Here is a 13139-nt window from a genome sequence, read left to right on the forward strand (position 1 = left end):
TCCCAATTAAATCCCGTAACCCCGCACATTTTACCACACACTATGTTATTTTTGATTATTTATAAGAGTTTTGCAGTTCCAGATTACTGTAACTGCTTCTATACAATCTGATTTTCATTTTCTCTCCCCTGAACTTTTATCATATGTAGGTTGCAATGCTACTGGAATCGTATATCTTGCTGTACCTGTCCAGGGATTGCCATAGTTCGCTATCCGGATAATAATATTCAAGAGCTCCACCCATGCTGGGCCATTTTACGAATCCCCCATCACTGATCAGAAATCGCAGTGGCCTTCCCTCAAGCTCTCCTTTTCGTATCAGGATCACATCCGAAGAGCTGCTTCTTAGGAAATTCATATTCTGGGAGTCCACTTCCAGTATATGGCTTCTCTCCCTGTAAGTGGCGACATCCATGTATCTGGTTGTAACGAAATCTGACATCACAAACCCTTGCGATGTATTGCCTGCATGATCGAACCCGTTCACCTCTTCTTCAGTAACATAGAATGTATAGAATGGTCGCTTTACGATCGGATTGTCCGAGGCAATAAAATCGTTTGACACCGACAGGAACACCAGCACCATGAAAAGGATTATCAGGGCGCTCTTTAGGGGTTTTTTGGACCTGGCATAGATGGTGTAGAATCCCAGGGACACTCCAATGGTGATTATAAAGAAAACATATGCTCCGAACCTGTCAATATTGAAGTTACCTCCAAGCTTTGTAATGAGCAGGCTCGGGCCTGGGAAGGACACAACGGTGAAGAGCAGTCCTGCCAGGCATATGATCTTTGCAGTCTGTGAGATATGGTCCTTCCTCACAGCTTCAAGTGCTCCTATCAGCAAAAAGAACAGGAGCGGCGAGTAGTGCAGGTAGTTGAACAGCTCATTCATGGGCGCCAGGAACACCCCGGTCGCTGTGATCTCGTCAGGTGCGGAAGCTGTTATGTTCCTTATGAGGGTCGCAAAAAGTTCCAGGGATATATACATCCAATACGATATCATTGCTATAAAGGCAAACACCAGGTAATCTCTGTCGACTATCTCCCGCTCATTCACAGCGCCGTATATTTTCTGGAGCACGAAAAGTACTACCAGCACCACCAGCACAAAAGGAATAGATACTGTGTGGAACACGATGATAGATACCGTCATTGCGATGGCCACCAGTGTAGCAGCCAAACTCCTGTGGTACAGCAGTGCAACTACAAGCAGCAGGCCTAAAAGGGAGATGGGGCTTCTTGAAAGGGCCGCTATCCCGTATTTGAGCACTTCCGGGTAGAATGCTACAAAGAGGGCTGCAATAAGCGCTATTTTTTCCTCGCTGAACAGCCTTTTTGAAAGAATGTATGCTCCCGGGGGGATGGCTGCAAAGATGATGCCGTTTATCAGGTACATCGCCTTGTAGAACACAACATCCAGGGCAGCTATCTTGTAAAAAGAGGCGCACAATATATGCCACAGGGGAAATGCCCTGTAGAGATCGAAGTGCTCATTGATGGTGCCTTCCTCCACAAGTATCTGGATCATCCATGAGTGAAAGAAGGAATCTGTTCTCTCGATAAAGAAAAAGTAGTTCAGGTTCACTCCCCAGATGAGGTCCAGCAATAAAAGGCTTGACTGGAACAGTATCAGCATTGACCTGTTTGTGTTGCTCGGGAAGAACAGGATCTGGAACAGTATTAACGTGGCCATGACAGTGATGACCGCATAGTAACTGTAAGGCCTTACATAGCTGGTATAAAGCAATATTACCGATATTGTCAGGAACATGAAAAAGGCTGCAGGGAACAGGTTATAATACTTTTCCTCTATCTCGTTGAAATGATATTCATTCTTGTTCTGCCTGATATATATCAGCGGGGCCAATATCATGGGAATGGCTAAGTATGAGCCAAGCATGGCCAGGTTTGCCTGTCCGGACATCAGCGGGACCGTCACTCCAATAATTGCAATTACGCAACTCCCCAAAAGTAAGACACTATAAGTGTTTTTATACCGATTGATATAATTCCCCAATTTACCTACCACCTTAAACCCACATTAAGTTTTCATAAAATGATTTAAATCCATCCCTCTTTTCTGGAAAGCCACAGTGTTATTCCCGTGAGCAGGATGTGTGTAAGCAGCCATGCGTATCCAAAGCCGATAAGCCCGTAATCCAGGATGAAAATGTAAGATAGTCCCAGTAAAAGGCAAAACCTTACAAAATTCAGTTTTATCAGGTTGCTTACCCTCATCTTTATATTAAGGATGGGAATGAACAGGTCGTGCAAAGCCACAAAGAAGCTTGACAGGACCAGTATATGCAAAAGCGGCAGGGCCTCAACGTAGTCCTTGCCAAATATCTGCAATACGAAACCACCGAAATAATATATGAACAGGACACTGGGCACCAGCACAATAATTATTGCTTTGCCTGATCTGAGGACATTCTTTTTGAGGTTCTCCCCATAGCTGCCCTCAATGAACAGCGAGGCGCTGAGGGACATAGGAGCTATCCAGATCAGGCTGCTCACGGCCATGGCGATATAATAAAAAGCTGCTTCCTGCTTGCCTATAAGGGTCAGTATTATAGGAGGCATCAGCAATGAAGGGCTTTCATACAACAGGTTTGAGACATAATTGCCGGAAGAGAACCGGAATGACCTTTTTAAGAAATCCCTGTTTATCCTGTAGTTGAGCTTGACCCGCCTGCTCAGAACGAATATGCTATATACTGTGGCCAGGAAGTATGTTATCCCGATCGCTCCGAATATGCCAAAACTCCCCAGGAACACAAGAGGGAACAGTAGCAGCACCCTGGCGGAAAGGACCGTGTTCTGCATAAAGTAATCTTTTGTATCCCTTAAGGCCTTGAAAGATTCGCCTGTTATAAAGAATATCGAATGCATCACTACTGTAAGCAGGAAGAAGAGCCCGTAAGAAGTGTTCTGGATAAGGGCACTGCTCTCGAAAAAAGCGCCAAGGAACAGCAGATATGCTATTCCCACTACTACGGCAGCTGCAGTGGTAATGCATATTGATGTATTCAGTACGCTCTCTTTGCCGCTTATATTTATAAAGCGTATCATAGAGAAATTAAAGCCAAAGCTCGCGATGAACATGATCAGTGTGACAGAGGAGATGAGGGCCGTCGCCACACCAACCTCTGCAGTTTGATACAGTCTGGCAGCTATCAGCCAGAAAAAGAACCCTACCCCTACATTCAAAAACCTTCCAAGCAGAAGGAAAGCTGAGTTCCTGAACAGTGGGTCTTTCATATTCTGGAACAGATTCCCGGCATTCAATGTAGTCTTTGTTTTTACGGATTCTAGCAAATAAGATTTACTCATGCTTGTACCACTCTAGGCCCCAGTCCCTTACACAGATCGTGCCTGTGTCTTCCTAACCCGGATATGCCCGACAAATCGCATTAGACAAATCGCATTACATTGAAAGCAAATATTGCAATGAACGCTATCATCAACGGCAGGATACCCATTTCCAGAACGGAGCTGATATCCTGGTCCCATCTGTCCGATTCCTTCAGCATCTTCCTGGATGCGAGCAGTATTACAAGCGCAGCAACCCCGAAAATGCTGTACTCTGATAATCCTGCATTGTTATACATACTTAAATTCTCTGGCGAAGCCATATCCATAAGTACGCTCGGATTGGCAAGAATTATTGGCATATCATCCACTCAACCTATTTCCACTCAACCTATTATTACACTCAACCCTTAATTTGAAATCCCTCTACTACTATTCAGTTAAAAGACTTAACATTTGCTGTCAGAAACTATCTTGCATAGATGGTTTAAAAGAAACCTGGCCGGAAATCCCATTCCTTCAGGATTGGATTAATGGCGATAGTATAGATACCTCAAACAAAAAAACGAAGGTATGCATACCCCAGGGCTCAGCCCCGATATATTATAAAAAAAGTATAGCCTGCGTAGATGATCAATAAGATCGAAGCTTCCCATTTTTCCAGTTTATGTTTCTCTCCTGTGAACATAAAGATAAAGCACAATAAAGTCGCTATTGCTAAGATCAGTAAGTCCATATTGATGACATCTGGGACCGTAACAGGGGAGATCGTTGCAGATATACCCATGACGAAAAAGATATTAAAAATGTTTGAACCGATTATGTTCCCAACTGAGATGTCCATCTCTTTTTTGAGCGCAGCAGCGACTGAAGTGACCAGTTCCGGAAGGGATGTTCCTATTGCAATTATTGTTGAAGATATAAGGAGCTCACTTATTTCCATTTGCCTTGCAATAGATACTGCACCATCCACGGTCAATCTGCCCCCTGCAATTAGTGCAATCAATCCGCCAATCAGCATAAGTAAGATCTTTGTCCTGGGAAAGTTCTCATCAGCCCCAGCGGGTTTATTTATGCCGCTCTTGATCGAGTCGAACATATAATAAACGAAAATCAAAAAGAAAAACAGTAATACTATCCCGTCGACCCTTGTCAATACATTTAATGGATCATTGGATAATGCAACTTTATTTGACATGGTTGCCAGAGTAAGGACAGCAAGCATTGCAAAAGGTATCTCTTTCCAAACTATTGACCTTTTCACGACCATTGGAGTTATTACTCCTGTCACACCAAGAATGAGCAGTATGTTGACAATGTTACTCCCAACAACATTACCAAACGTTACGTTGCTGTTTCCCTGAATAGAAGCAAATACGTTCACTATAAGTTCAGGCATAGAAGTTCCAAATGCTACAACAGTGAGTCCGATGATCAGAGGGGAAACACCAAAATGTGAAGCGAGGGATGATGCGCCTTCAACGAACCAGTCTGCTCCTTTATATAATAACGCAAGACCTAGAAAAATAAACAGATACTCAAGCATGCTTCTATATTTGTATCGATCATTATAAAATCATCTGTTATCGGCTCTGTAGAAATCCTCGGTATTCAGGCAGGAATGGAAATCAGCAATAATTAAAAATGTACTGTCAGATATTGGAAATATTTGACACTATTGATATCATGCTAGTTTTTTTGAGAGGCTTTCTAGAGAGCCCTGAAGTCCGGATATTTTGTGTGCGATATTTATCTTGACCCGGTAAGTTTCAGAGAGTTTCCAATTCCCACCTGAAACACTTTTATAAGTCTTCATACCTATTGCCTTATTGAGTGGTGTTTAATTATGGTCAAAAGTAGGGTACCTGTTGATATTTTAGGCGTAGTTGCAGGTTTGTTGCTTGCGAATCTGTTTGTATTCATTCCTCTGCTCAATACCATGGGGTTGCGCATTTTACCGGGGATCCTTATAGTATTGTTCCTGCCGGGGTATGCTATGGTAGCTGCTCTGTTCCCCGGGAAGGATGAAATTTCAGTCCCCGAAAGAATTGCATTCAGCCTGGGTATGAGCGTTGCACTTGTTCCTTTCATCGGCTATGGCCTGCTCTATACTTCATGGGGTATGAACGCCGGGCCTCTTGTGATATCTATTTCAGTTGTGACGCTCATGATGTGTATAGTTGCGCTCTTTCGCCGCCACAGGCTGCCTGAAGGGGCAGCTTTCTCCGTTCCTTACGGATCTTTCATCAGGCTGCCTGTGAATTCTTTGCAAGGGAGTCGTTCCCGGCTGGAAACTGCACTGGCATTGCTGCTCCTGGCCTCTGTGCTTGTGTCTGCAGCCACGGTTGCATACGTCATCATTAACCCAAGGCCGGGGGAGGGATTCACTGAGTTCTATCTGTTGGGGCCTGAAGGGAAGTCAGGCGGATATCCGACAAGTTTGAATGCAGGCGACAGCGGCCAGGTAACAGTGGGTGTGGTGAACCAGGAAAAAAGGACAGTCGATTACCAGCTGGCTGTTCTGCTCGATGGCAATCCTCTCCCCTTGCAGGCGCAAGAGGAAAACATACGCGTTGAGAATAACGAACGCTGGGAAAGGACAGTGTCCTTTGCGCCTGAAGTATCCGGCAATAATATGAAGCTGCAATTCCTGCTTTACAAGGATGCAGATCTTTCAGAACCTTATCGCGAATTACACCTCTGGATAGATGTAACAGAAAATGGGACAAGGGGAAGTCAGGCAGCGGGGAATCAAAATGGAGTTTGAGGAAGATACATATCGCAGTGATTCATTTCATAAAAAACAGCAAAACCTGGAATGGGGGAGAATTCAGCGCCAGCCGGATGACGAAAATTACCAGCAAAGCAATTTTTACAAGCTGTTCGCTCTTCAGTTGCTGTCTCCCAGGCGAATAGTTGCCATCTTCTTTATGGCCATTGTGCTTGCGGAGCTGCTTCTTTTTGCAGGCAGCATCAATGCGGGCCTGTCACTTCACTTCATGGCGCTGGTCAGCATACCTTTTCTGGTAGTGATCATCAGGGACCGGCAGGCAGTATACGCGCTTCAGGCCCTGATGCTCCTGCCGCTGCTAAGGCTTGTCAATGTCTCCATGCCAACATCAGAAGCCCCCCTGTTGCTGTTCATAATAGTATATGTTCCGCTATTGGTGCCTGTCTATTTGCTGATAAGGCATCAGGGCCTGAACGACGTTGAGCTTGGTATCGTTTATGATCGTATCGCCACCTACATTCCCCTGGCTGTTGTACTGGGAATTCTGCTTGGGGCGGGCCAGTATCTTCTATTGGGTTCCGGTTACATCATACCGGGCCTGCCGGAGCCTTTCATCCTTGTATTTGCCGGCATCGTTCTTTTTTATGTGGGTCTGATGGAGGAGCTTATATTCAGGTCCCTGATACAGACAAAACTTGAGGGCCTCTTTGGGATGATGCCCGGATTGCTTGCTGCAAGCCTGCTCTTTGGGATAATGCATTCAGTCTATGGTGAGATGTCAGAGATCATCTATATATTTGCAATGGGAATTGTACTGGGTTATATGTTCCAGAGGACCCGTAGCCTGCCGCTGGTCGCTGTGGCCCATGGTACTGCCAACATCGTGCTGTTCGTGTTGCTGCCCGTTGTACTGCTTTGAGGGAGCCGGGCACATGAAAGATCTTACCGTATATAAAGGAACAGGAGTCGGGTATCAATGCCATATCCTATAGGCCATGTGCTCTTTTTCATGTTCTGCGTTTTCCTTGCAGGAGTACTTGTGGCAGCATTAAGGCCTTTGAATGTCAGGGAGCGTCTGGGCGGCGCTGGATACTTGGTGTTATTGATGATGGCAGGAGGCCTTGGCTCGCTCTTCCCGGATGTGCCTGCTCTGTGGAACTATTTCCTGCATGGTAATCTCAAGCATGTGACTGTAGGTCCGGTGCCCACACATTCCCTGTTCTTTGGCATGTTCTTCTTCCTGATCGCCCTGATGGCGGGCTACATTATCTGCCGGGAATGGACAAAGGCCCTGTCTGTGGGACTCTTCGCAGCTGTGGGTTTCATCTCTCACCTGATGCTGGATGACCTTGCAGGGGGCAGCATATATTACCTGTATCCTTTCTACAGCGAACCCTTCAGTGTGTTCTATCAATTCTTTGTGTAATATGCGGGAATGATCAACACACAGGGCTGCTTCATTATCCTTCGCTCATGGTTGTTACGCTTCGTTAGTATTTTCAGACACAGATTAACACGGGATTTACACGGATTTGACCTTTTGCGGGTTTTAGTTTCCAGTTTTACCATGAATCGGTGTTAATCTGTGTAAATCCGTGTCTTAAGGTAATCTCTCTGCCGCATCGTCTCTTGCTCGCGCTTGCTACTTTCTGTTGGTATTCTCAGACACAGATTAACACAGGATTTACACGGATTTTGTCTTTTGATGGCTTTAGCTTTCTATTTTACTATAGATCGGTGTTGATCTGCGTAGATCCGTGTCTTGTTTGTGAAATTGCTCTTCCTGAGGCACAGGTCAATGGGAAATAATTACGATTTTGAATCAGATGGGGCGCTGTCTGATCATAAAAGGAGTTTTTGGGCTGATTCGATACCCTCAATACAAGCAACGATTAAAATACAAAAGATAATTATAAAAAAAGCGCCTTTTTCTTATTATGATCAGCTCCAGGGAACGCACGAAATCCAATATATACGGGATCAAGGGGATGCATAATGTCCATTCATGGCAGGGGCTTGCTATCCACTTCAAGAATAGCTCAAAGGTCGTTAAATGTGAGGGCTATGCCTCCTGCTCATCTGATAAAAGATCGGCTTTCTGCAATTTTTCAATTAAAAGGCCGGATGCCATATACATGCTCCAGTCCGAGTTCAATGTGACCCTGAGCCTTGCTGAGAAGCTCATTGACACCCTAATTGATATGAGGATAGCGAATACCCTCAGATGCTACAAGGCTGGCAGTTCGGCCAGTTTTGATGAGGGCACGCGCATGTTGGTCTTTGACGAGGACTTATAAGCTGCAATCAAAACTTTATTAAGCCAACAGGCATAATCCTGCATCCATGTTCACGATTATCACAGGTGCGCAGTTTGGCGACGAAGGTAAAGGAAAGATAGTTGACCTCATGTCCGGGAACTATGACCTGGTCGTCCGCTTCCAGGGAGGGGACAATGCCGGGCATACTGTGAAGGTAGGTGAGGATGTTTACAAGCTTCACCTTATACCTTCCGGTTTCCTGCTGGATTCCAGGGTGCTGATAGGTCCGGGTACCGTACTGAATCCGGAGGTGCTTGCACGGGAGATGGATATGCTGGCAGAGGGTGGCATCGTGCTGACCCCTGAAAAGCTTGGTGTGGACGCCAAGACCAGCATCATTATGCCCTACCATGTGGAACTGGACGGTCTGAAGGAATCCCGGAGGACCGAGAAGATCGGTACGACCAAACGGGGCATTGGTTTTGCTTATATTGATAAGGTTGCCAGGGATGAGGTTCGCATGGCTGACCTTGCAGACCCCGAAAAGCTCAGGTGCAGGCTGCTTGAACTCGCCCCGTCAAAAGAGGCGGCTATCAGGGAGCTTGAGGGTGACCCCGCTATTGTGACCAGCAAGGATCTTATGGATAAGTACGTGGAACTGGGGCGCCGCCTGGCTCCCTACATGACCGATGTATCCTATGAGATCAACAAGGCTCTTGAAGATGGCAGGAATGTGCTTGCAGAGGGTGCCCAGGGCACTCACCTTGATGTCATCCACGGCACGCAGAAGTTCGTTACCTCCTCCAGCACTGTGGCAGGCTCCGCCTGTGCAAACCTGGGTGTTGGCCCCACGAAGGTCGATGAGGTGCTTGGCATAGTCAAGGCTTATATCACCCGTGTGGGGGAGGGTCCTCTGCCGACAGAGCTCACCGATGAGACCGGCAGGCGGATCCAGCAGGTTGGCAGGGAGTTTGGCACTACTACCGGCAGGGCAAGACGCTGCGGGTGGTTTGACCTGCCATTGCTCAGAAAAGCCATCTACCTCAATGGGTACACTTCGCTGGCACTTACAAAGCTTGACGTGCTCTCAGGGCTTGCTCAGGTAAAGGTGTGCGTAGCCTATGAGCTTGACAGCCGGATCGTTGATTACCCTCCGGAGGGAACCGCTGAGCTTGCAAGATGCAGGCCTGTCTATGAGGACCTTCCGGGATGGGAGAGCGATCTGACAGGTGTCAAAAGCTTTGATGATCTGCCAGGGGCTGCACAGCAGTATGTGAGATACCTTGAGAATAAGATGGGTGTGCCGATAACATACGTTTCTGTGGGGCCGGGCAGGGAGCAGACCTTTCAGAGATAGGGCGGCTATCAGCAGACAATTATTCGTATCAGGCCTGTTAATTGCCTGATACCTGAATATCTGCCGAAAAGCGTATATACTACTCAATAGTTTACACAACAAACTCCAGCACGAACGAAAGAATCTATTTCCTTGAGTCCGAAATAGATATTTATCAAGAATAAGGAGAATATTAATGACAACTGCATATGATGTTCCTGCAACCGCATTGATCGGTAAGGTAGCAGAGAAGCTTAAAGAGAATGACAAGGTTAATTCGCCTGAGTGGGCCGCATACGTGAAGACAGGCTCACACAAGGAATTACCTCCGACTGACAAAGAATGGTGGTACACCCGCTGTGCTGCGGTCCTGAGAACCGTATATACCCAGGGCCCTATCGGTGTGGAAAGGCTGCGCTCTGTGTATGGCGGCAACAAGAACATGGGTGTAAGCCCCAGCCATAAGGTAAAGGGCAGCGGCTCTGTCGCAAGAGAAGCCCTGCAGCAGCTTGAAGCAGCTGGCTTTGTGCGCTCCCTCAAGAGCGGCCGTGTGATAGCCCCGCAGGGACAGTCCCTTCTGGACAATTCCGCATACGAGGTTAAAAAGGAACTCGTGGAGAAGATCCCGGGCCTTGCAAAATACTGAGTATGAATACCTGATTCAATAATGCTATATGGATATAGTACTAACATCTCTTTATACCGGAGGTGAGTTATATGGCGGATGATCTTGAAAACATAAGACGGAGACGGCTTGAACAACTCCAGCAGCAGCAGGCTGCTCAGCAGCAGATGGCCCCTGGCGACATGCAGGCGGTAATGCAGCAGGAGCAGGCACGCGCTGAGATGGATGCAAAGAAACAGGCTCTGCTTCGCCAGATACTTACGCCTGAGGCACGCGAGCGCCTTAATACATTAAAGATGTCGCGTAAAGAGATGGTAGAGCAGCTCGAGTCCCAATTGATAACGCTTGCACAGAATGGCAGGATCCAGTCAAAGATAGATGATGAGAAACTCAAACAGCTATTGGTCCAGTTACAGCCCCCAAAGCGCGAGCCAACGATAAAACGCATGTGAGCAGATCTTGATGCGGGTCTCAGTACTGTTCAGCGGAGGAAAGGACAGTTCCATTGCAGCTATCCTGCTGGAGCGGTTCTTTGAGGTTGAACTTGTGACCTGCAGTTTCTCGGTGCTTCCCGTCGGGGATGTTGCCAGGGAGACTGCAAAAAGACTGGGATTCCCCCACAGGGTCGTCCGGCTTGATATGCAGGCGCTTGAACAAGCGTATGAACTGCTTATCCAGGACGGATTCCCAAAGAGGGCGATAGATCACATCCATCTGACGGCGATCAAAACTCTGGCATCGGATAAAGATGTCGTGTTCATTGCTGACGGAATAAGGCGTGATGACCGCGTACCGGTGCCGGAGATGTCCCAGATAAGGAGCATCGAGGACAGGTATGGGGTCAGTTATATGTCTCCTCTGAAAGGCTTTGGGCGTGTTGCGGTCAATGAGCTGGTAAGACAGCATCTTGTGATCGAGGAAGGCCAGAGTGAGAACGTGATCAAGGCTGATTACGAAACGGAACTTCGGGAGCTTATCCGGACAAGGGCTGGTGCACAGAGGATAAGTGAACTGTTCCCCTCGCATATCCAATCGCGTGTGATTGAACGAAAAAAGGTATCAGGCAAAGAGCTTCAAACTATCTGTACACATGATTAAAGATTTATACAATAATCATGTTATAGACTGAAACTCGATCGGTATTTCATATTATAATACAATTCATAAGGTGAGACAAGTGAGTCACAAAACCAAAGGACAGAAAATGAGGCTGGCAAAAGCACACAGGCAGAACCACAGGGTTCCCGTGTGGGCTATAATCAAGACCAACAGGAAGGTCGTGGGCCACCCCAAGAGAAGAAGTTGGAGAAGAAACAGTCTTGATGTGAAGTAAACAGGTGATGATCATGGCAGATGACGCAGTAAAAGAACAGATTTATACTATCCCTCTCCGCTCTATAAAACAAGTACCAAGATGGAAGAGGGCCAGCAAGGCTATGATAGCCATAAGGGCGTACCTTACAAAACACATGAAGGCAGAGCCTGGAATGGTAAAACTTGACAAGACCATCAATGAGAAGGTATGGGAACGCGGTACAGAGAAGCCACCCCTGTCCATCCGTGTAAGAGCTGCAAAGTTCGAGGATGGAGAGGTCCAGGCAGAACTTGCATAAATGCAAGGCCCGTCTCATCCATAACATATACGGTAGATAATGATACGTACATTGAGCATAAATGAGAGCCCCATAATCGGGGCTTTTTCAACCTGCACCGAGGATATCGCACTCGTACCTTCAGGTACAAGGGAGGACACATGCGGCGCACTTGAGGATATTTTGGGCGTGCGCACTTTCCAGACACTTATCAACGGCAGCATTGTGGTAGGCTCCCTGTGCAGAGGTAATTCCAATGGCCTTCTTGTTGCCAGCCATGCTACCGTAAGAGACTCTGATGAGATCGGGGTCCCGGTGCATTACGTACCCAGCAAGCTGAACGCAATAGGCAACATCGTGCTCGCCAATGATACGGCAGCACTTGTGCATCCCGAAATGACCGACAGGGCACTGGAAATAATAGCAGAGACCCTCAAGGTCGATGTTCGCAGGGGCACTATAGGCGGTATCAAGACCGTGGGGATGGCAGGCGTTGCGACCAACAGAGGTCTATTGGTGCATCCAAGGGCCAGCGCTGAAGAACTGGCAGTGCTTGAGGAACTCTTCGGGCTTCCTGTGGATATAGGCACCAGTAACTTCGGTACACAGATGGTAGGCTCCGGCCTTATTGCAAATTCCAGGGGTTATGTGGCAGGTTCTAAGACATCGGGCCATGAACTTGGAAGAATAGAGGATGCACTGGGTATCTAAACAGATTATTCTATAACGGGTTATAAAGGTGATTTCATATGAAGAATTTCCAGATCAAAGGTAGTTTCAAAGCAGGTGTTGCATGGGAGAGATTCACAAAGATGGTTGAAAGCCAGAATGAGAAGAATGCCCTGGACAAGGTATATTCTGTTTTTGGAAGTAAACACGGCATTAAAAGAAACTTTATCAAGATTGAGAGTATAGCAGAGGCATAAGCCATGTCTGGTGTAAATGAGCAGGATCCCCGGGCACTTGTAATGCAGCATCGAGAGCTTCAGAAACGCGCAGAGCTCCTGCAGCAGCAGATGACCATGATAAAGATGTCTGCTGAAGACTGTACTAAAGCCCTGACTACTATCGAAGAGCTCTCCAATGTCAGAGAAGGCACTGAGATGATGTTCCCGATAGGTTCCGGTTCATTTGTGTATGCGAACATTGCGCGTGTTGATAATGTCGTAGTCGATCTCGGTGCGGGCATAAGCGTTGAGCGCCCGCTCAGTGACGCAAAAGATATTATGGCGCACCGTAAAGAGAGGCTTGAAAAGGCCTTTGAGAACATGGCTAACTCCCT

General features: G+C 47.0%; 17 protein-coding genes. 13 read left to right on the plus strand and 4 right to left on the minus strand.

The window, feature by feature from the left end; all coding sequences use genetic code 11:
* Positions 1-139 precede the first annotated feature (139 nt).
* The 4 genes from Q8J68_RS11695 to Q8J68_RS11710 all read right to left on the minus strand — a co-directional run bounded on the left by Q8J68_RS11695 (position 140) and on the right by Q8J68_RS11710 (position 4861).
* Positions 140-1972 (minus strand): hypothetical protein, encoded by a 1833-nt coding sequence (locus Q8J68_RS11695; protein WP_305311694.1) that lies wholly within the window; start codon positions 1970-1972, stop codon positions 140-142.
* 92 nt (positions 1973-2064) lie between these two features.
* Positions 2065-3336, minus strand: coding sequence for a lipopolysaccharide biosynthesis protein (locus Q8J68_RS11700; protein WP_305311695.1), 1272 nt, complete (start codon positions 3334-3336; stop codon positions 2065-2067).
* Positions 3337-3416: 80 nt separating this feature from the next.
* Entirely contained in the window at positions 3417-3677 is a 261-nt protein-coding gene (locus tag Q8J68_RS11705; RefSeq protein ID WP_305311696.1) for a hypothetical protein, read from the minus strand.
* Between the two features lie 227 nt (positions 3678-3904).
* Positions 3905-4861: a calcium/sodium antiporter gene (locus Q8J68_RS11710; RefSeq protein WP_305311697.1), complete on the minus strand. Its 957-nt coding sequence runs from the start codon at positions 4859-4861 to the stop codon at positions 3905-3907.
* 300 nt (positions 4862-5161) lie between these two features.
* Here Q8J68_RS11710 and Q8J68_RS11715 point away from each other — a divergent pair, with 300 nt between their 5' ends.
* The 13 genes from Q8J68_RS11715 to pfdA all read left to right on the plus strand — a co-directional run.
* On the plus strand, positions 5162-6082 hold the full coding sequence (locus tag Q8J68_RS11715; RefSeq protein WP_305311698.1) for a DUF1616 domain-containing protein: 921 nt from the start codon (positions 5162-5164) through the stop codon (positions 6080-6082).
* Positions 6072-6965: a CPBP family intramembrane glutamic endopeptidase gene (locus Q8J68_RS11720; RefSeq protein WP_305311699.1), complete on the plus strand. Its 894-nt coding sequence runs from the start codon at positions 6072-6074 to the stop codon at positions 6963-6965. Before Q8J68_RS11715 ends, Q8J68_RS11720 begins: the two co-directional genes overlap by 11 nt.
* Before the next feature lie 57 nt (positions 6966-7022).
* Positions 7023-7472 carry a metal-dependent hydrolase gene (locus Q8J68_RS11725; protein ID WP_305311700.1) on the plus strand — a complete coding sequence of 150 codons (450 nt, stop codon included), beginning with the start codon at positions 7023-7025 and terminating at the stop codon, positions 7470-7472.
* Positions 7473-7983: 511 nt separating this feature from the next.
* On the plus strand, positions 7984-8343 hold the full coding sequence (locus tag Q8J68_RS11730; RefSeq protein WP_305311701.1) for a hypothetical protein: 360 nt from the start codon (positions 7984-7986) through the stop codon (positions 8341-8343).
* A 46-nt stretch (positions 8344-8389) separates the two neighbouring features.
* A complete protein-coding gene (locus tag Q8J68_RS11735; RefSeq protein ID WP_305311702.1) occupies positions 8390-9661 on the plus strand; it encodes an adenylosuccinate synthase in 1272 nt (423 codons plus the stop codon).
* 175 nt (positions 9662-9836) lie between these two features.
* Positions 9837-10286 carry a 30S ribosomal protein S19e gene (locus tag Q8J68_RS11740; protein ID WP_305311703.1) on the plus strand — a complete coding sequence of 150 codons (450 nt, stop codon included), beginning with the start codon at positions 9837-9839 and terminating at the stop codon, positions 10284-10286.
* A 71-nt stretch (positions 10287-10357) separates the two neighbouring features.
* Complete coding sequence (locus Q8J68_RS11745; RefSeq protein ID WP_370867639.1) at positions 10358-10717, plus strand: DNA-binding protein; 360 nt, start codon at positions 10358-10360, stop codon at positions 10715-10717.
* 10 nt (positions 10718-10727) lie between these two features.
* Positions 10728-11363 carry an asparagine synthase-related protein gene (locus Q8J68_RS11750; RefSeq protein ID WP_305311704.1) on the plus strand — a complete coding sequence of 212 codons (636 nt, stop codon included), beginning with the start codon at positions 10728-10730 and terminating at the stop codon, positions 11361-11363.
* 79 nt (positions 11364-11442) lie between these two features.
* Positions 11443-11598, plus strand: a complete 156-nt coding sequence (locus Q8J68_RS11755) for a 50S ribosomal protein L39e (RefSeq protein ID WP_305311705.1) — start codon at positions 11443-11445, stop codon at positions 11596-11598.
* 13 nt (positions 11599-11611) lie between these two features.
* Positions 11612-11878, plus strand: a complete 267-nt coding sequence (locus tag Q8J68_RS11760; protein WP_305311706.1) for a 50S ribosomal protein L31e — start codon at positions 11612-11614, stop codon at positions 11876-11878.
* Between the two features lie 39 nt (positions 11879-11917).
* Positions 11918-12568: a translation initiation factor IF-6 gene (locus tag Q8J68_RS11765; RefSeq protein WP_305311707.1), complete on the plus strand. Its 651-nt coding sequence runs from the start codon at positions 11918-11920 to the stop codon at positions 12566-12568.
* A gap of 38 nt (positions 12569-12606) precedes the next feature.
* Positions 12607-12783, plus strand: a complete 177-nt coding sequence (gene rpl18a, locus Q8J68_RS11770; protein ID WP_305311708.1) for a 50S ribosomal protein L18Ae — start codon at positions 12607-12609, stop codon at positions 12781-12783.
* 3 nt (positions 12784-12786) lie between these two features.
* Positions 12787-13139: prefoldin subunit alpha (gene pfdA / locus Q8J68_RS11775; RefSeq protein ID WP_305311709.1), on the plus strand; the 353-nt coding region annotated here is incomplete at its 3' end.

Origin of the sequence: Methanolobus sp. (assembly GCF_030682845.1) — an archaeon.
Lineage (GTDB): Archaea > Halobacteriota > Methanosarcinia > Methanosarcinales > Methanosarcinaceae > Methanolobus.

Bases quoted from the DNA above. Each gene is read 5' to 3' on its own strand.
- Q8J68_RS11730 (WP_305311701.1), top strand. From the start codon at position 7,984: ATGATCAGCTCCAGGGAACGCACGAAATCCAATATATACGGGATCAAG.
- Q8J68_RS11700 (WP_305311695.1), bottom strand. From the start codon at position 3,336: ATGAGTAAATCTTATTTGCTAGAATCCGTAAAAACAAAGACTACATTG.
- Q8J68_RS11725 (WP_305311700.1), top strand. From the start codon at position 7,023: ATGCCATATCCTATAGGCCATGTGCTCTTTTTCATGTTCTGCGTTTTC.
- Q8J68_RS11750 (WP_305311704.1), top strand. From the start codon at position 10,728: ATGCGGGTCTCAGTACTGTTCAGCGGAGGAAAGGACAGTTCCATTGCA.
- Q8J68_RS11760 (WP_305311706.1), top strand. From the start codon at position 11,612: ATGGCAGATGACGCAGTAAAAGAACAGATTTATACTATCCCTCTCCGC.
- Q8J68_RS11705 (WP_305311696.1), bottom strand. From the start codon at position 3,677: ATGCCAATAATTCTTGCCAATCCGAGCGTACTTATGGATATGGCTTCG.
- Q8J68_RS11720 (WP_305311699.1), top strand. From the start codon at position 6,072: ATGGAGTTTGAGGAAGATACATATCGCAGTGATTCATTTCATAAAAAA.
- Q8J68_RS11735 (WP_305311702.1), top strand. From the start codon at position 8,390: ATGTTCACGATTATCACAGGTGCGCAGTTTGGCGACGAAGGTAAAGGA.
- rpl18a (WP_305311708.1), top strand. From the start codon at position 12,607: ATGAAGAATTTCCAGATCAAAGGTAGTTTCAAAGCAGGTGTTGCATGG.
- Q8J68_RS11715 (WP_305311698.1), top strand. From the start codon at position 5,162: ATGGTCAAAAGTAGGGTACCTGTTGATATTTTAGGCGTAGTTGCAGGT.
- Q8J68_RS11765 (WP_305311707.1), top strand. From the start codon at position 11,918: ATGATACGTACATTGAGCATAAATGAGAGCCCCATAATCGGGGCTTTT.
- Q8J68_RS11740 (WP_305311703.1), top strand. From the start codon at position 9,837: ATGACAACTGCATATGATGTTCCTGCAACCGCATTGATCGGTAAGGTA.
- Q8J68_RS11710 (WP_305311697.1), bottom strand. From the start codon at position 4,861: ATGCTTGAGTATCTGTTTATTTTTCTAGGTCTTGCGTTATTATATAAA.
- Q8J68_RS11745 (WP_370867639.1), top strand. From the start codon at position 10,358: ATGGCGGATGATCTTGAAAACATAAGACGGAGACGGCTTGAACAACTC.